This window comes from Parabacteroides timonensis, assembly GCF_900128505.1.
GTDB lineage: Bacteria > Bacteroidota > Bacteroidia > Bacteroidales > Tannerellaceae > Parabacteroides > Parabacteroides timonensis.
In genome coordinates this window covers 481962-500851 of the sequence record NZ_LT669941.1, presented here as the reverse complement: position 1 = coordinate 500851, position 18890 = coordinate 481962, and the positions used below count along the sequence as shown (strand labels likewise).

The window sequence follows — 18890 nt, the reverse complement described above, 5'->3', positions numbered from 1 at the left end:
GGTAAAGGGGCATTCTTCATTTTATTTTGAAAGAAATCAATCGAACATATGTCTAAATTTGCTGAATATCTTCTCTTTCATCGTACGGTTCGGCTGGAAGTTAGGTGAGTTTTCCAAACCGGTCAATGTTTCTTTTTCTGATGCGGACAACGTTTCCGGGATATATACACTTACATTAACCAACAAGTCGCCTGTCCCGTAACTGTTCACCGAAGGAAGTCCTTTGTTCCGCAAACGAAGTACCTTACCCGGTTGTGTACCCGGTTCGATTTTCACCTTCGCCTTACCATCAATAGTTGGAACTTCAACATTTCCTCCCAAGGCAGCCTGAGGTACGCTGAGTAACAGATTATATAATAAATCGTTCTCATCACGGATCAATTCCGGATGCGGCTCTTCTTCGATCAGGATCAACAGGTCACCGTTTACACCTCCATGACGGGCAGCATTTCCTTTACCGCTCATCGACAGTTGCATTCCTTCTGCAACACCAGCCGGAATATTGATTGTAATGATGTCGTCATCACGCATGATACCTTCACCGTTACATTCACTACATTTCTTTGTGATGATCTTTCCTTCACCCCCACAAGTCGGACAAGTAGACTGCGTCTTCATCTGCCCCAGGATCGTATTGGCAACACGTGTTACTACACCACTACCATGGCATGTATCACAGGTTTTGCTGCTATGATCATCCTCAGCACCACTCCCGTGGCATTTGCTACAAGGAACATATTTCTTAACCTTTATCTTCTTTTCAACTCCGTTAGCAATCTCTTTCAGGTTCAGTTTTACCTTCACACGCAAATCCGATCCACGGTTCACCCGGCGGCCTCCACGAGAACCTCCTCCAAAACCACCGAAACCGCCAAAGCCACCGAAATGTCCACCAAAGATGTCTCCAAACTGAGAGAAGATATCTTCCATTGACATTCCGGCTCCACCAAAGCCACCTCCCTGAGAAGCACCTCCTACTCCGGCATGTCCGAACTGGTCGTAGCGTTGACGTTTCTGAGGATCGCTCAATACATCATATGCTTCGGCTGCTTCCTTGAATTTCTCCTCAGCCTCCTTGTCACCAGGGTTCTTGTCAGGGTGGAACTGAATCGCTTTTTTCCGATATGATTTCTTAATTTCTTCTACTGTGGCAGTTCTTTCTACCTCCAGCACTTCATAATAATCTCTTTTAGCCATCTTTGTATTGTTGTTATTTGCCCGTTAGCACGTTGCTTATTCTCCTACTACTACTTTAGCGTGACGCAGCACTCTGTCATTTAAAGTATAACCGGTCTGGATACAATCGAGGATTTTTCCTTTCAGGCCAGGTTCCGGAGCAGGAATAGTAGCCACAGCTTCAAACATTTCGGTATCGAAAGGTTGTCCTACCGCCTCTATGGCTTTTACACCCTGCTGGGCCAGATAAGCCATAAACTTCGAATAGATAAGTTCTACTCCTTCCTTTACAGCTTCAACATCGTCTGAGTTACGGATATTTTGTAATGCACGTTCAAAATCATCGACAACTGGAAGCAATCCTTTCAAAGCAGCTTCAGCACCATTCTTGATCAGATCGGCCTTTTCACGCAATGTGCGTTTACGATAATTGTCAAATTCAGCCATCAGACGCAGGTGAGAGTCATTCAGTTCGTTATACTTCTTCTTCAACTCATCCAGTTCTTCGGTCACATTGTCAGTCTGTGCAGTTTCTTCTGCCGCATTTTCCTGTTCGTGCTGCAAATTTGTCGCATCTTCCTGATTCAAACGCTCATCTTTTTCAGATGTTTCTTTCTTTCCGTTAAAATTCATCTTGCTCATAACTATCTTAATATTTTTATTATTACCTAATTGTCAGCCATATACAACTCACCTTATCTACCAACACGAGGTGTATCGATAAAGTTATTCCTGTTGTCATGCACTGGAATAACATCAAATATGCTGCCAACTATTCATAGACAACAAAAATATCTTTACCTTTGCCTGTATATTTAGATTTAAACAGGCATTATTAATACTAATAATAGAATTTCTGACGTTATGAAGAGAATTATTTTATCCATATTACTGTTGTTTGTATTTATGACCGGCTATGCCCAGAACCGGAATGCATCCATTTGCAGATTAGGATTTACATATGATATCAGCCAAAGTAAAAACTGGGGGAAAGATAAACCCGTAATAACGGGAATAATACCCTATTCTTCTGCAGAGTTGGCCGGGGTAAAACAAGGTGATGTGATAGAAGCGATAGACGGAGTAGCCACAACGGAAGTATCCCCTCAGGAGATTGCCGAACTATTCAATCCGGCAGGTAAAAATGAAGTGATCCTCACGATCAGTAATCTTTCCGTTCCGACCAAACAGGTAATGGTAAAGAAAGACTGTAAAAAGATCAATTCAATAATGGAAGATCAGCTGGCATCCGCCTTCTCAATGTATAGCCTGGAGACAACCGGCGAACGGACTTTTACATGCCCTTTCAAAACAGTAGTTACACCCGACTCTGTCAATTTCAGTAAATTCAAAACATTTGCTTTTGCTGCGATCGACGAAAACAACCGCAAACTGGAAACAGTGATTAACGAATGCATCGAAAAAGAACTGACAAAAAAAGGGATGGTGCTTGATATAGCTCAACCGGATATCCTGATACAGACATTTTATTTCTTTGACAAAAACCCAAATTTCAAAGGAACGAATGTAATCCTGGTAAACAAAGAACCCATCTACCGCTATAATTTCACTCAAAGCAAGATGGAATCTTTCCCGTTCCTGGGTAATTCCGCAGCGGAAGCGGAAGCTGAATATCTGTTGCAGTTCGGTTTTCGTATGATCGACCAGGCATTTGTACCCGGACGTATCATCTGGGAATGTGAGGCTAACGAATTACTGGAAGACTCTTACCGTCTGGAAGAATACGCCCGTATCCATGCGCCGTTAATGCTGATGCAGTATCCGTATGTAAAATATGGTCGCAACGTACAATACAAGGTTAGTCAGAAAACCTATAATTATACGGGTATCAGCTATGATATCGACCGTCTGGAGCTGATTACGGATGTCGACCGTAATTCACCGGCTTATACCTCCGGCCTTCGTCCGCGTGATGTGATCGAAAAGATCAATGGAAACAAAATGAATTATTCCGCTGAAGAATTTACAGCTGGCTATAAGAACTTCATATCAAAAACAATGAAATACCGCGATCCAAAAACACAGTTTACGGATGCTAACGGATTCAAACGTTGTATGTTCTGGGATACATTCAAATACTCTCAGGTTGCCGACGCCTTGCAAAGCTCTGGCAATGTAGGAGCCTTCTCCTACCTGTATTATTATGCTCCATATGTCAATCCGGCAGGTAACAACGCCTGTACGTTCGACATCAAAAGGGGTAAGAACAAAATGGAAATCATCGTCCGCCCTACTATCCGCAGGGAGATTACGGTGGAGATAAAATAAAGCATATTAACTAACGTGATATATCCACAAAACTTTGAACAAAAAACGGGGTTCGATAAAGTTCGCCGTTTAATTTCCGATAAATGTTTAAGCCCGCTGGGACAAGAGCGGGTAGCCGAAATGGATTTTTCGGCAGATTATTCAACCGTTATTGAACGTCTGGAACAAACCGATGAGTTTGTCCGTATTTTACATGGAGAACAGGAATTTCCTGCTGCCTATTTCTTTGATGTACGTTATTCGCTGAAGCGGATACGGCCGGAAGGAACCTGGCTGGATGAAAAAGAATTGTTCGACCTGAAACGTTCTTTACAAACAATCAACGATATCATTCGTTTCTTCCGTCCTGTAGAGGATGAGGAAATTGCTTATCCTGCACTTACGGCACTGGCCGGAGACATACTCGTTTTTCCACAACTGATCGGAAAAATAGACTCCATCCTGGATAAGTTCGGGAAAGTAAAAGACAATGCCTCTCCTACACTGGCACAGATCAGGAAGGAGATAACATCTACGATGAGCGGTATTTCCCGTAGTCTCCAATCGATCTTACGAAGTGCGCAGTCGGAAGGAGTAGTCGACAAAGACGTAACTCCTACCATGCGTGACGGACGTTTAATGATTCCTGTAGCTCCGGCTTTCAAAAGAAAGATAAAAGGAATTGTACATGATGAATCGGCCAGTGGTAAGACGGTTTTCATTGAACCGGAAGTAGTTGTTGAAGCCAACAACCGTGTCAGGGAACTGGAAGGTGACGAGCGCCGTGAGATCATGAAGATATTGACGGATTTCACCAATATAGTCCGTCCGATGGTTCCAGATATCCTGCAATCGTATGAGTTTATGGCAGACATCGATTTTATCCGTGCCAAAGCTCTTTTTGCCGAACAAATGAAAGGGATCAAACCGGTAGTGGAAAACGTACAACAGGTCGATTGGGCACGTGCCGTCCATCCTCTCCTGTACCTGTCGCTTCAGAAACAAAACAAGCAAGTGATTCCTCTTGACATCACACTCGATGAAAAGAAACGCCTGTTGATCATATCCGGCCCGAACGCCGGAGGTAAATCGGTTTGTCTGAAAACAGTAGGTTTGCTACAATATATGTTGCAATGCGGGTTATTAATTCCTTTGCATGAAAGTTCGCGTACAGGGATTTTTGCCAGTATATTTATTGATATCGGTGACGAACAGAGTATCGAGAATGATTTAAGTACATACAGTTCACACCTGACCAATATGAAATATTTCGTCAGGAACTGTAATGAAAAGACGATCATCCTGATCGACGAATTCGGTAGCGGAACGGAACCACAGATTGGAGGAGCCATTGCTGAAGCATTGTTAGACCGGTTCAACCGGAACCATAGTTTCGGAGTGATTACTACCCACTATCAGAACCTGAAGCATTTCGCGGAAGATACCGAAGGTATTGTAAACGGAGCCATGTTATACGACCGTCATCTGATGCAACCGCTGTTCAAACTGTCCATTGGAAACCCGGGTAGTTCGTTCGCCGTAGAGATTGCACGAAAGATCGGGTTGCCGGAAGATGTCATTGCCGATGCTTCAGCCAAGGTCGGTTCCGATTATATCGATATGGATAAATATCTCCAGGATATCGTTCGCGACAAACGCTACTGGGAAAGCAAACGGCAGAATATCCGCCAGCAAGAGAAAAAGCTGGAAGATATCACGTCACGCTACGAAAAGGATCTGGAAGAGGTAAACAAGCAACGTAAAGAGATCATTCGCGAAGCAAAAGCCGAAGCACAGCGAATACTGGCCGAAGCAAATGCCAAAATCGAGAATACTGTTCGCGAAATCAAAGAAGCGCAAGCAGAAAAAGAACAAACCAAGCTTGCCCGTAAAGCCCTGGAAGAGTTCAAAGCATCCATCGAATCGACCGGAGAGGAAGACGATAAGATTGCACGTAAGATGGCGAAACTGCAGGAGCGGAAAGAGCGTAAAAAACAAAAGCAGAATGCCCCTACCGCCAAGCAAACATTCAACCGTGATGTGATCGAGGTTGGCGATAATGTCCGTTTAAAAGGACAGGTTTCTGCCGGAACGGTTATGGAACTTCAGGGAAAACAAGCTGTTGTAGCATTCGGTATGATAAAAAGTACTGTGAAACTCGAACAACTGGAAAAGGTCAGCAAAGGCCAGATCAAAAAGGAAATTCAGAAAAGTACCTTTATCAGTGTGGGAACGACAGACCATATGCACGATAAAAAACTGAACTTTAAGCAAGAGATAGATGTTAGAGGTATGAGAGGCGATGAAGCACTGCAAACTGTCACCTATTTCATTGACGATGCTATCCAGGTCGGGGCAGAGCGGGTACGTATCCTGCACGGCACGGGTACGGGTATTCTACGGCAACTGATACGCGATTATCTGCATTCGGTTCCGGGAGTCCGGCAGTACCACGATGAACATGTTCAGTTTGGCGGTGCAGGTATCACTGTTGTAGAACTGGATTAAAACAATTGTAGTTATGAGACGAAAAGAGGGAATGCATTTGCATAGGCACAGACATATTTCAAACCGTCACCTGTCGGATAAATATTATTATGCCGGTGAACATGAAACTGTAACCGACATTCGTCTCACACAATACAATGCTGATGGAATCCACACTGCAGAAGTCAAGAAAGGAACGACTTCGTTCAATAAACTGACCGATCCCAACAAAGTCAATTGGTTTCAGGTAAGCGGGCTGACCGATTCGGAAACGATCACGCGTATCGTAAACGATTTCGGGCTCCATAACCTGGATGCCAAAGATATCCTGACTCCTCAACATGTAGTAAAGATAGAAGAGTATGCCAATCACATGCTGATTATCTTAAACTCCAGCTACTACGATGCCAATATGGAAATGCATTCCGAGCATATCAGTATACTGGTCACAGATAATGTTGTCATATCTTTTACTGAAACCAACAATCCGGTATTTGCCAATACAATGAAAGCACTGGAATCGAATATGCTGAGTCTGCGGAAGAAAGGTAGCGGATTGTTGCTGGCTTTCCTTTTAAATACGATTATCGCTAATCTGGTAGAAACAGCATCCAAAGTAGAAGAAATGCTGGAAGATATTGAAGAGACCTTGCTCGACATAAAAAACGACCAGGGAAATATGGGTTCACTGATACAACAGCGCCGTCATGAATACATGATCATAAAAAAGAACAGCCAGCCTTTGAAAGAACAATTCCCCAAATTATTACGCACGGAGAACGGAATAATCAGCCCGGATATGCAACCGGTCTATACAGATTTATCCGACCAGTTGCAGTTTGTGATACAAACAACCGAAAGTTGCAGGGAAATCATATCGTCATTAGTAGACCTCTATATCTCAAACAACGACTTGCGTATGAATGCAATCATGAAACGCCTGACAGTTGTGTCTACCCTGTTCATTCCATTGACATTCCTTGTCGGCGTATGGGGAATGAATTTTAAACTGATGCCTGAGCTCGACTGGAAATACGGCTACGGAATAGCCTGGGGAGTCATGTTCCTTACAGGTTTACTCACCTGGATATATATGAGGAAAAAGGACTGGTTTTAAAGTCCGTAATTCCTCTTAAACTGATAGTAAGTATTTCTGGATACATTAAAATGCTTACAGATCATCACGACCGTATCACCTCTCTCGAGCATATTCATCACTTCTTCTTTATTGGCATCCAACAAAGACTGTTTGGCATCGGTACCCTTCGGACGCCCTAATTGAAGTCCTTTATCCTTCTTATGATTCAATGCTTCTTTTGTCCGGATCGACATCAGGTTATGTTCGATCTCAGAAATCAGATTGCAGGTATCCGATACTACCGTCGTATTCAAACCGTCATCCAGAATATAGCGATCGTTTATACTACATACATGAATACCTTTCGCCATACATTTACCTAAAAGATTCATCACTTCGGATAAAGTACGGCCAAACCGGGCGATATCAGTAATGATCACCTTATCCCCTTGTTTCATCCGGTCTATGATACGACTTAATGACGACTCTTTCTCCTTTCTTTTCTCATCAATAATATCCGTTATCCATTTATTGACCTCAAAACCATTTGCTGCTGCATAGCGTTCAATTTCATCTTTTTGTGTTTCAAGATGCTGCTTGCCTATAGTTACTCTTAAATAAGCTATTACCATAAAAAAATTACCTCTTAATATTCTGAATATGCAAAATATATTCTTTATTTACGCCGTGAAGATACAACAAGAAAATGTGACTGACAGCAAGATGAAACATTCTTTAATAAGCTCTCCATACATTTTATATTTTAATCCGGAAAAACAGTTATATCTTTGCAGTTATGAAAAAATATCTCTTAGTCATATTAACAATTCTATATGTCGGAGTCTCCAGTGGAATAGCTCTGAATATCCATCATTGTATGGGTAAATTGGTAGAAGTGGATTTATGGCTGACAGATATATGCCCTTCCTGCAAGGAGAAGAAGCAATCACATCATTGCTGCTCGACAGAGACGCAGTTTATTAAGATGACCGTCGACCAGAATGTCGACCAGGTGCCGACTTTCGATTATACACCGGTCACTCTATCTTTATTATTCGATATAAGGGAACTTTTGGTTTTGTCTGAGACAGATGAATCAATTTCGTCCTTTTCCTTTTTTAAATCCCCACCCGAATGTAGTGGCGCAGAACTATGCATTCGCAATTGCTCCTTTCTGATTTAATTAATACCGGTTTACAGACCGGACATACCTACTTTTGTTTATACTTCAATAAACAATAAATAAGAATTATCTGTTCCTTTTGTATAGCACAAGAGGAAAGTTCACATGCATAGGTATTCTTTGGAAAACAAAGCCTACCTATTGCAACAAGATTTTATGCACTAATTAAATCATTTTGATTAAAACATCATCCTATGTTAAATAAAATAATCCGTTATTTCCTTGATAACAGGGTTGTAACCATTCTATTATTAATATTAGTCGTTGTCTGGGGTATATCGACCTCTCCTTTCAACTGGCACGGAGGTATTATTCCGCGTAATCCAATCCCGGTAGACGCAATACCGGATATCGGTGATAACCAACAGATCGTCGCAACCGAATGGATGGGACGATCGCCAAAAGATATACAAGATCAAATCACTTATCCACTGACCACTTCCCTATTAGGGATTCCGGGAGTAAAAAGCATCCGAAGTAGCTCCATGTTCGGGATGTCGTTCATCTACATTATCTTCGACGATGATATCGAATTCTACTGGAGTCGTTCAAGGATTCTGGAAAAACTGAATTCGCTGCCATCCGGTACCTTGCCGGAAGGTGTTCAACCGGCATTAGGTCCGGACGCCACAGCTCTGGGTCAAATATACTGGTACACCCTGGAAGGCAGAAACCCGGAGACAGGGAAACCTACCGGTGGTTGGAACGCAGAAGAATTGCGCACCATACAAGATTTCTATGTAAAATACTCCCTTTCCGCGGCCGAAGGAGTATCGGAAGTGGCTTCTGCCGGAGGTTTTGTAAAAGAATATCAGATAGAACTGAACCCGGATGCCATGCGCGCCTTCAACGTTTCCGTCATGGATATCATGAATGCCGTAAAGAAAAGTAATCTCGATATCGGTGCCGAAACGATGGAGATCAACAAGGTTGAATACCTGATCCGTGGGCTTGGCTATATTAAAGATGTATCTGACCTGGAAAAAGCTGTCGTAACCGTCAGAGACGGTGTACCGGTACGTATATCGGATGTCGCTTTCGTGAATATCGGCCCGGGTACCCGCCGTGGCGGATTGGATAAGGAAGGCGTAGAAGCCGTGGGGGGAGTTGTTATCGCCCGGTACGGAGCGAATCCGTTGGAAGTGATAGACAATGTTAAGGCTAAGATTAAAGAGATAGAAGCCGGCCTTCCTCAGAAAACGTTGGCGGACGGCACAGTGTCGAAGGTTAGTGTCATACCTTTTTACGACCGGACCGGCCTGATCAAAGAAACGATTGGAACACTTGAAACTTCGCTCTCACACGAAATACTGATCTGTATCATCGTGATTATTGTATTAGTCCTTAACCTGCGTGCATCCGTAGTAATAGCAAGTATGCTCCCTGTGGCCGTACTGGCTACATTCATCATTATGAAATACACCGGAATAGAAGCAAACATTGTTGCTTTGTCCGGTATTGCCATTGCTATCGGAGTTATGGTCGATGTAGGGGTCGTATTTGTAGAAAGCATCATTCGTTATATGGAAATGCCGGAGAACAAGGATATCAAAGGCGGGAAAGCATTGGTCAACCTTATCTACAAGGCTGTCAGTGAAGTATCCGGAGCTATTGCAACAGCAATGATCACCACAATAGTCAGTTTTTTACCCGTATTTGCCATGGAAGCTCAGGAAGGGAAAATGTTCTCTCCCCTCGCCTATACTAAAACGTATGCACTGGCATCCGCTTTCATACTAGGGCTGATCCTGCTGCCGACACTTTCTTATTTACTGTTCTCTGTCCGGATCAAATCCAAGTCGATACGAAAGATAGCCAATTATATCCTTATTGTATCAGGCATTCTATTATCGATCATTTACAGCAGTATTCCGGCACTTGGCCTTACAGCTGTCGGACTGAACAACCTGTTTGCTTTCTACTGGAAAAATCCCAAGATGAGCAACTATATAAATATAGGTATCACGTTGCTAGTGGCAGTTTATTATCTATCGGAAGAATGGCTACCGATGGGGCCTCAGGCCGGATTATTCTCCAACATACTTTTTGTTGCGGCTTGTATCGTTGTCATCTTAACCCTATTATGGTTACTGGTGATCTACTACGAACAGATATTAAGATGGTGTCTTAGCCACCGTTGGCAGTTCATGATTATTCCTGCGACAACGATCCTGTTCGGTTTCATTATATGGATAGGATTTAATAAAACATTCGGCTTCGTTGCATCAGGTATGGAAACGCTGGGATGGAAAGATTTCCGCCAGACAACTTTCTGGGAAAAAGCATCCGCTGAATTTCCCGGTATAGGCGAAGAGTTTATGCCCAGCTTGAATGAGGGTTCCTTCCTCCTGATGCCCACCAGCATGCCTCATACCGGGATTGCACAAAACCTCGATTATATCGAAGCGCTCGACAAACGCCTGGCTGCCATTCCGGAAGTGGAGACAGCCATCGGAAAATGGGGACGTGTCAACTCAGCCCTCGACCCTGCTCCGGCACAAATGTTTGAAAATACGATAAACTATCGTCCTGAATACATTCTGAATGAAGACGGACAAAGGGAACGTTTCAAGGTTAATAAACAGGGTGCCTACATTCTGAAGAACGGCGATACATACAATCCGGCTGACGGTTTCCGGCTCATTCCCAAAGACAGCCTGATAGCCGACAGCAAAGGAGACTATTTCCGTCAATGGCGTCCGGAAATCAAAAATACGGATGATATCTGGCAACAGATAGTAAATGTCACCCATCTGCCGGGCCTAACTTCAGCTCCCAAGTTGCAACCAATCGAGGCCCGTCTTGTTATGTTGTCGACCGGTATGCGTGCCCCGATGGGATTGAAAATATACGGTCCCGACCTGGAAACGATCGAACAGAGCGGTAAGGTTATCGAGCAGGCATTAAAAGAAGTACCTTCCGTGATCCCCTCCTCTGTATTCTATGACAGAGCGGTAGGAGCTCCTTATCTCGAGATCAATTTAAACAGGGACAACATGGCGCGTTATGGAGTAAACGTAGAAGATTTACAGGAAATATTAAGTGCTGCTGTCGGTGGAATGGTATTAACGACAACAGTCGAAGGAAGAGAGCGTTTTCCGGTCCGCCTACGTTATGCCCGCGAATTGCGGGATAATCCGGAAGCATTGTCTATGTTACTAGTTCCTACGGCAACAGGAGCCCAGGTACCATTGAAAGAACTGGCCGATATAGATTATACACGTGGAGCCCAGATGATACAAAGTGAAAACACCTTCCTGGTCGGTTATGTCATATTCGACAAAATATCCGGTAAAGCAGAGGTCGACGTGGTTAAAGAAGCCACTCGCGTACTTGAACAAAAAATAAAAGACGGGGAACTGACACTGGCCAAAGGAGTATCTTACAAGTTTGCAGGGAACTATGAACAACAGGAACGGGCTACCCAACGGCTGGCAATTGTAGTGCCTCTGGCATTACTGATTGTTCTATTGGTCTTATATTTCCAGTTCAAGTCGGTCACAGCCTCTCTTATCCACTTCTCCGGTGTATTTGTTGCCTTTGCCGGAGGGTTTATCCTGCTTTGGCTGTATGGACAGGATTGGTTTATGAACTTTTCTGTCGGCGGAGAGAATATGAGGGATCTTTTCCAGATGCATACCATCAACCTGAGTGTTGCCGTCTGGGTCGGGTTTATTGCTTTGTTCGGTGTTGCTACCGACGACGGTGTATTGATGGGTACTTACATCCACCAAACATTCCTCCGGCAAAATCCCCGTACGAAAGAGGCTATACGGGAAGCCGTAGTTGCTGCCGGATTAAAACGTGTACGACCGGCCGCCATGACAACGGCAACAACATTGATTGCCTTACTTCCTGTATTGACCTCGACAGGAAAAGGAGCCGATATCATGGTGCCGATGGCAATACCCACCTTCGGGGGAATGCTGATACAGTCTATGACTATGTTTGTCGTACCCGTCCTGCAATGCTGGTGGCGTGAAAGCATAATTAAGAAAGAACAAAAGAAACAAAACATTGAAAATGATAAAAACGATGAAGAATAATCTCAAAATACAACTATATCTGATCGGAATCGCCTTACTGCTCGGTACTTTATCCGGATATTCACAGCAGGCAGATAGCCTCGCTTACTATCTGGAAACAGCCGCACGCAATAATCCGCTGATCAACTCCAACTTCGCCCTTTATAAAGCAGCGCTGGAAAAAATTCCACAGGCGGGAGCCTACTCTGATCCGGAATTGGATATAGGCCTTTTTGTCAAACCCATGGAAACACTGGGAGGAAAACAGGTTGCAGACTTCACACTCATGCAGATGTTTCCCTGGTTCGGAACACAAAAAGCAGCACGTAACGAAGCGACTGAAATGTCGCGTATGGCCTACGAGCAATTCCGTGATGCAAGAAACAACCTGTTCTATGAGGTCAAAAGCCAATGGTATCGACTATGTAATCTGAATGAACAGTATAAAAATACACAGGCAAATCTTATTTTACTGGAGCAATTGGAACAGTTGGCACTTAAGCGTTTCTCCGCACCCGGCGTAAACCCCACACCGACAGTAGCTCCACCTGTAGCCAATACCTCCCAGGCTGTACCTGCCTCACCCGGAAACAGTATGGACAATATGGGAGGAGCAGGAAATACTTCGCCAACAGCCATGCCTGCATCCAATAATAGCGGAATGTCTGGCATGGGAGGAAGCCCTATGGGTACAGGAAATTCTTCCGGAGGTATGTCAGATGTATTGCGTATCCAGATAGAAAAAGCAGAACTTGAGAATAATCTGGAAGTAATTGTCTCCAACCGTACCGCAGCCGAAGCTCGTTTCAACGCCTTATTGAACCGCGATCAACAGACAAGAGTGGCTGTACCCGACTCACTGATACAAATTCGTTTCCTGGCAGATGACAAAACGATGACCGACAGCATTATCCTGGCCAACCCGATGTTATCGATGCTGGAAGCAGAAGCGAATGCCTATAAGGCCAAAGCAATAATGGATAAGAAGATGAGTTATCCAATGTTCGGAATCGGCCTGCAATATTCGGTAGTCGGTAAATCAGACAATGCAATGGTCATGCCTGACATGAACGGAATGGATATGGTCATGCCTATGTTCAAGATAAGTATTCCCATTTTCCGAAAGAAATATAACGCACAACAACGGGAAAGTAAACATTACCGCCAGGCAAGTGAGCTGAAATACGAAAATACGCTGAACCAGTTGCAGGCCGAGTATCAGACAGTCAAACAACAACTGGCAGATGCAGCCCGTAAAGTCAGCTTATATAAGAAGCAGCAGAACCTGGCTTTATCTACCTGGCAACTGATGGTGCGGGAATTTTCAGCCGGAGTGACCAGCCTCACCGACATTATACAAGTCGAACGCCAGTTACTGGATTACAGTCTCAAAAAAAGTGAAGCAGTTGCCGAATACAACACAATGGTAGCCGGCATGGAAAAGTTAGTAGCAACCTCATTAAATGATTAATCGTATGAAAAAGATAAAAGAATGGATCAAGACAAAGCAAGTTCAATATATAATATTCGCACTCGCAGGATTATTAGTCGGCTGGTTATTATTCAGCCCTTCCTCCACCCCGCAGGCAGACAGCAGCCATCACGATCATTCCCATGACAGCATAGCCGGGCATTCCCATAGCCACGATCTGCAACAGGATGAAAACGGGGTCTGGACCTGTTCCATGCATCCTCAGATCCGACAGGATAAACCGGGAAAATGCCCTATCTGCGGTATGGACCTGATACCAGTACGCAAAAGCGGTAACAATAACGAAAACATCGATCCTTCGTCTATCCAGTTATCGGAAGAAGCAATGGCACTGGCCGATGTACAGACATCGCGCGTCAGTAAGGAAAATCCGGTAAAACAAGTACGTCTCTATGGCAAAATAGCACCGGACGAACGGAGTCTTCAATCACAGACAGCTCATGTAGGAGGCCGCATCGAAAACCTTGCCGTCGATTTTACAGGAGAAACCGTACATAGCGGACAAACACTTGCCACTTTATACTCGCCGGAACTATTTACAGCCCAGCAGGAATTACTGGAAGCGATAAAAATGCAACAACCGGCATTGATCCAGGCGGCCAAAGAAAAACTGCAACTCTGGAAAATGACCGATGCACAAATAACAGCCATCGAGCAATCGGGTACTACTTCCCCGTTAGTAGAAATCAAATCAAACACCAGCGGTATCGTCATATCGAAAAAGGTCAGCCAGGGAGATTATGTATCACAAGGAGCTATCCTATTCGATGTAGCCAACCTTTCCAAGGTATGGGCTATGTTCGATGCTTACGAAGTCGACCTGCCTTTCTTAAGTAAAGGCGATCCGGTGGAATTCACCTTGCAGGCTCTTCCCGGCAAAGTATACAAAGGTAAGATTGCATTTATCGACCCCATTGTAAACGCTACCAGCCGTACTTCCCGCGTACGTGTCGAGGTATCCAACCCTCAGATGGAACTGAAACCGGAAATGTATGCGACAGCTACCGTCAATGCAGCTTTAAAAGGATACAAGGATCAGATTGTCGTTCCACAGACAGCCGTACTTTGGACCGGTAAACGTGCAATAGTATATGTCAAACAGCCGGATATCTCCACACCCACTTTCCAGATGCGGGAAGTAGAATTGGGTCCGTCGTTAGGCAATGCTTATGTCATACTGAAAGGATTATCCGATGGAGAAGAAATTGTAACAAACGGGGTCTTTTCAATCGATGCCAGTGCCCAGCTGGAAGGAAAACCTTCTATGATGAACAATGACGGAAACGTCGCACAACCGATGACCGGGCACGCCGGACATGCCGGACATTCTATGCAAGCCTCCAATGCACAAGGCGAACATGCCATGTTCGGAGTAAAAGGTGCCTGCGATATGTGTAAACAACGTATCGAAGATACAGCCAAGAGTATTAAAGGAGTCTCGTCCGCCATCTGGGACAAAAATACCCAGACGATACATTTACAGTTTGACCCTAAACAAACCTCTGTCGATGCCATAGCCAAAGCTATTGCCGCCGCAGGACACGACAATGACAAGTACAAGGCAGACCAAAATGTTTACGACAAGCTTCCGGCCTGCTGTCATTACCGGAAATAGAAACACAGATAGGCGCAAACAAAAAAAGGGCTACAAATCATTTGTATCCCTTTACTCGTTGCGCCTAAAATTTTAGTGTCCTATTTAATAATACGTTTCTGTTAGCGGAATATTTATTTCAACGAACAGCATATCGTTACCGTCGCTCCGGAAACGTATTTTATTCTCCCGGGCTAACCAACCCAAAGCCAGAAAAATAACAGACTCTCTGCAATGAGTCATTTCTCCGATTTTTCTGATGGACATGTTGCCCCTCTCTGCAAGCAAACGCCAGATCTTACCGGCATCTGAACCAACGTCATTCTTATTCATAACACTCCATTTTTGATATGTGACTTAAAACTAACAATAAAAAATAAAACAGAGATGTTCCATTTTACTTCCTTATTAGTCAATTATACCATTATTCATCAAATATTCCCTCTTTAAAAACAAAATGACTTTGTTTTATAGTTATAAAACAGATTACGAGTAATAAAAGTTTCACCAAACAGCATATATTCATATTAATTCGTAAGAATAAACGAATTCCAACTTACAATCAGAAACGAACATCTGACATCATTTCGTTATCGGAGACTTGGCTAAAGAAAACCGAAAATATCCAAAACAAAGCATCTCCATAAAATGTTTGAAATATAACAGAACATTAATAAAAGAGTATAAAATGGACGATTACGAATTAATTGATAACAGGGAGGATCACCAATACGAATTTCATATTGGCAAACTGGTTCCAAAGATCGAGTATATCAAAAATAAAACCGGCGAAATCTATCTCACACATACGGAGGTTCCGGTTCAACTGGAAGGAAAAGGTGTAGGGAGCCAACTGGTCGAAAAAGTACTGAAGGATATCGAAAAGCAGGAGTTACGCCTGGTGCCGCTATGTCCTTTTGTAGCAGGATATATTAAAAAGCATCCTGACTGGCGACGTATAGTTATGAAGGGTATTAATATAGGATAAAGCGATATAGAGTATGGGAAAGAAAATTGAATATTCAAATGGCGAGCTGACCATTATCTGGCAGCCCGAATTGTGCAAGCATGCAGGTATTTGTGTAAAAACATTACCACAGGTATACAACCCCAAGGAAAGACCCTGGATAAAAATTGAAAATGCAACTACGGAGGAACTGATCGCACAGATCAACAAATGTCCGTCGGGAGCACTTAGTTACAGGCTTAATAAAAAAGAATAGAAACATAAAAAAGAATAGCTATAACTTAATTTCAGACTCCCGCCGGATTTGTTCACATACCGGCGGGAGTTTTTTTATTGTCCGAGAAAACATACGGCCGTCAGGGCATTGAATTATAATAACGCCACGTATCATCCCGTTTACGGTTCTTCCGTTTGTTTCTTTCCTTTTTTGAGAAAATCCATGTCAGTATGTCGTCCAGAGAGAAATAAAGTTTCACCGATCCACCCACCGTACCACGTTTCTGCCCATCCTTCACTACATCCGACGAATAAAGATTCCTCCCTCCTGCCGCAGCCGTCACCGGAAGCTTTCCGACCTGTATTTCTTTTTTATCAATAGGACGTGTGGGAGGCGGTGTATAAGCTTCTTTGTTTATTTTCATGCCGGTGTCTAACTCTATCACATACAGGCGAAAAACGCTCGGAGGCATCGATTTGTAATCCAGATTTTTATGTATGCTGTCCGTATCCGCCCGCAGATATTCGGAAAAGTCTTTCAGGATAGGCAACTCCGCCGGTGCTTCCAGTATTTGCTGGCCGGGTTCGTCTTCCAGATGAATAAACGTACCGCTACGGATCGCTTTCTGAAATTCGGGGTTGATACGGATCGTATCTTTTCCCGACAGAATACCCGACAACCACACTGAGTCCTCTTCACTCCAATCCTGCGCATACAACCGGACATAGGGGACTCCCATCAACATCAGAATAAGTAAACATTGCTTCAACATCATATAATAGAAACGTTGAAAACAACAGTATACTGCATGACCGGAAGCACCATCGAACAGAAATAATTTCGTTTACCATAAATCAGCTTTGTAAACTTGTCGAATATTCCTACTTTTACTGCCGGTTTCATTCTAAGATTACCAGTAGCGAAATATTTATGAACTAACACTATAATATTGTATGAAAAAGATTATTTCCCTATTTCTGGCTGCCAGCGCTTTTGCCTGTACACAGGAAAAGAGCGTGGACATCACGGTTACAAACCCCTCTTCCATTGCCCGTTCAAACGAAATCACAGAGATTTCAATGGACGCAGTAGCCAAGCTGAATGGTGAGTCTTTCATCATCTCCGACAACAACGGCAGGCAGATCCCTTACCAGATCACCTATGACAATAAAATTATTTTCCCCGTCGATGTGAACGCAAACAGCAACGTTACTTATCAAATCAAACCGGGTACACCAGACAAGCCGGCCATTGTAGCTTGCGGTAAGTTCTATCCGGAACGTGTGGATGATATTGCCTGGGAAAACGACCGCATCGCTTTCCGTACCTATGGTCCGGCTTTACAGGCTACCGGCGAACAGGCTTTCGGATATGATATCTGGGTAAAATGTGTATCGGAGCCAGTAGTCGACATGCGTTACAAGACAGAGTTGAATCCGGAGTCAAGAGCCAAAATCGCCGAATTGCAAAAGACAGACAAGAAGGCGGCGCAGGAATTGGCAAACTCCATCTCTTATCACATCGATCATGGCAACGGACTGGATTACTACAAGGTAGGCCCGACATTGGGTGCAGGTACTTCCGCCCTTTTGGCTAACGACTCTATTGTTTATCCGTACTGCTATAAAGAGTATGAGATTCTGGATAACGGCCCATTGCGCTTCACTGTCAAGCTGGTTTACAATCCGCTGACTGTAAAAGGGAATGACAATGTTATCGAAACTCGTATACTTTCCCTGGATGCCGGTTCACAGATGAATAAAATAGCACTTTCGTTTGCCAACCTGAACGAACCGACCCCGTTGGTAACCGGTATCGTTCTACATGAACCGAGCACAGATTATCAGGCTGACGCAACCAATGGTTATATCGCTTATGCAGACCCGGAAGATGCTACAAACGGACAAATCTTCGTTGGCGCAGTATTCCCGGAAAAGCTCAGTGATGCAAAAGCTGTCAACTTCTCCGATGCTGAAAAGAAACAACGCGGAGCAGACGGCCACGTACTGGCATATACGACTTATGCACCGGGAAGCGAATATACATATTACACCGGAGCCGGATGGAGTAAATGGGGTTTCCGGAACTCTGCCGAATGGTTTAAGTATGTGCAGGAATTTGCTCAGAAGGTTAAGCAGCCGTTGCAAGTAACTGTAAAATAAGTTTTTCAGGAATTTGCATTCATATCATTCATATCGGCATTTAACTACTAGTATTCAGATAGTTACAAATGAACCCACCTTTCAGATTGCCTTCAGCATATGAAGGCAATCTGAAAGGTGGGTTCATAGTTTAAAGCTATAAGTATCAGCTCTATAAAAGCGCGCTGAAGGCATGAAGGCAAAAAGAAGAAATTTAAGTTTGTTGTTTATCAGGTTCGAGCTTCAACTTTTTCTATAATAG

At 43.7% G+C, this 18890-nt stretch carries 15 protein-coding genes; 10 read left to right on the top strand and 5 right to left on the bottom strand.

Annotated elements, in window-relative coordinates; genetic code table 11:
- Nucleotides 1–36: 36 nt before the first annotated feature.
- Nucleotides 37–1197 (bottom strand): molecular chaperone DnaJ, encoded by a 1161-nt coding sequence (dnaJ, locus tag BQ7394_RS09580; RefSeq protein ID WP_075557237.1) that lies wholly within the window; start codon nucleotides 1195–1197, stop codon nucleotides 37–39.
- Between the two features lie 36 nt (nucleotides 1198–1233).
- Nucleotides 1234–1818 carry a nucleotide exchange factor GrpE gene (locus BQ7394_RS09575; protein WP_075557236.1) on the bottom strand — a complete coding sequence of 195 codons (585 nt, stop codon included), beginning with the start codon at nucleotides 1816–1818 and terminating at the stop codon, nucleotides 1234–1236.
- Nucleotides 1819–2040: 222 nt separating this feature from the next.
- Between BQ7394_RS09575 and BQ7394_RS09570 the strand changes: the two genes are divergently transcribed.
- The 3 genes from BQ7394_RS09570 to corA are packed head-to-tail and all read left to right on the top strand — an operon-like array spanning nucleotide 2041 to nucleotide 7048.
- Nucleotides 2041–3465 (top strand): DUF4136 domain-containing protein, encoded by a 1425-nt coding sequence (locus tag BQ7394_RS09570; RefSeq protein ID WP_075557235.1) that lies wholly within the window; start codon nucleotides 2041–2043, stop codon nucleotides 3463–3465.
- Between the two features lie 15 nt (nucleotides 3466–3480).
- Entirely contained in the window at nucleotides 3481–5952 is a 2472-nt protein-coding gene (locus tag BQ7394_RS09565) for an endonuclease MutS2 (protein WP_075557234.1), read from the top strand.
- Nucleotides 5953–5965: 13 nt separating this feature from the next.
- A complete protein-coding gene (gene corA / locus BQ7394_RS09560; protein ID WP_075557233.1) occupies nucleotides 5966–7048 on the top strand; it encodes a magnesium/cobalt transporter CorA in 1083 nt (360 codons plus the stop codon).
- Here corA and BQ7394_RS09555 read toward each other — a convergent pair.
- Nucleotides 7045–7641 (bottom strand): recombinase family protein, encoded by a 597-nt coding sequence (locus BQ7394_RS09555; RefSeq protein WP_075557232.1) that lies wholly within the window; start codon nucleotides 7639–7641, stop codon nucleotides 7045–7047. The genes corA and BQ7394_RS09555 overlap by 4 nt on opposite strands.
- A gap of 164 nt (nucleotides 7642–7805) precedes the next feature.
- On the opposite strand from BQ7394_RS09555, the gene BQ7394_RS25505 reads away from it, so the two are divergent.
- The 4 genes from BQ7394_RS25505 to BQ7394_RS09535 all read left to right on the top strand — a co-directional run bounded on the left by BQ7394_RS25505 (nucleotide 7806) and on the right by BQ7394_RS09535 (nucleotide 15324).
- Nucleotides 7806–8192: an HYC_CC_PP family protein gene (locus tag BQ7394_RS25505; RefSeq protein WP_075557231.1), complete on the top strand. Its 387-nt coding sequence runs from the start codon at nucleotides 7806–7808 to the stop codon at nucleotides 8190–8192.
- Between the two features lie 194 nt (nucleotides 8193–8386).
- Nucleotides 8387–12238: an efflux RND transporter permease subunit gene (locus BQ7394_RS09545; RefSeq protein WP_075557230.1), complete on the top strand. Its 3852-nt coding sequence runs from the start codon at nucleotides 8387–8389 to the stop codon at nucleotides 12236–12238.
- Nucleotides 12228–13688 (top strand): TolC family protein, encoded by a 1461-nt coding sequence (locus BQ7394_RS09540; protein WP_075559957.1) that lies wholly within the window; start codon nucleotides 12228–12230, stop codon nucleotides 13686–13688. The genes BQ7394_RS09545 and BQ7394_RS09540 overlap by 11 nt, the downstream gene beginning before the upstream one ends.
- A gap of 4 nt (nucleotides 13689–13692) precedes the next feature.
- Nucleotides 13693–15324: an efflux RND transporter periplasmic adaptor subunit gene (locus BQ7394_RS09535; protein WP_075559956.1), complete on the top strand. Its 1632-nt coding sequence runs from the start codon at nucleotides 13693–13695 to the stop codon at nucleotides 15322–15324.
- Between the two features lie 84 nt (nucleotides 15325–15408).
- On the opposite strand, the gene BQ7394_RS09530 is transcribed toward BQ7394_RS09535, so the two are convergent.
- On the bottom strand, nucleotides 15409–15636 hold the full coding sequence (locus tag BQ7394_RS09530) for a winged helix-turn-helix domain-containing protein (protein ID WP_075557229.1): 228 nt from the start codon (nucleotides 15634–15636) through the stop codon (nucleotides 15409–15411).
- A 355-nt stretch (nucleotides 15637–15991) separates the two neighbouring features.
- On the opposite strand from BQ7394_RS09530, the gene BQ7394_RS09525 reads away from it, so the two are divergent.
- Entirely contained in the window at nucleotides 15992–16291 is a 300-nt protein-coding gene (locus tag BQ7394_RS09525; RefSeq protein ID WP_075557228.1) for a GNAT family N-acetyltransferase, read from the top strand.
- A gap of 13 nt (nucleotides 16292–16304) precedes the next feature.
- A complete protein-coding gene (locus BQ7394_RS09520) occupies nucleotides 16305–16526 on the top strand; it encodes a (4Fe-4S)-binding protein (RefSeq protein WP_075557227.1) in 222 nt (73 codons plus the stop codon).
- 100 nt (nucleotides 16527–16626) lie between these two features.
- Here the strand turns inward: BQ7394_RS09520 and BQ7394_RS09515 are convergent, their stop codons facing one another.
- Nucleotides 16627–17262, bottom strand: coding sequence for a hypothetical protein (locus tag BQ7394_RS09515; RefSeq protein ID WP_075557226.1), 636 nt, complete (start codon nucleotides 17260–17262; stop codon nucleotides 16627–16629).
- A 178-nt stretch (nucleotides 17263–17440) separates the two neighbouring features.
- Here BQ7394_RS09515 and BQ7394_RS09510 point away from each other — a divergent pair, with 178 nt between their 5' ends.
- Nucleotides 17441–18649, top strand: a complete 1209-nt coding sequence (locus BQ7394_RS09510) for a DUF4861 domain-containing protein (protein WP_075557225.1) — start codon at nucleotides 17441–17443, stop codon at nucleotides 18647–18649.
- Nucleotides 18650–18890: the final 241 nt, after the last annotated feature.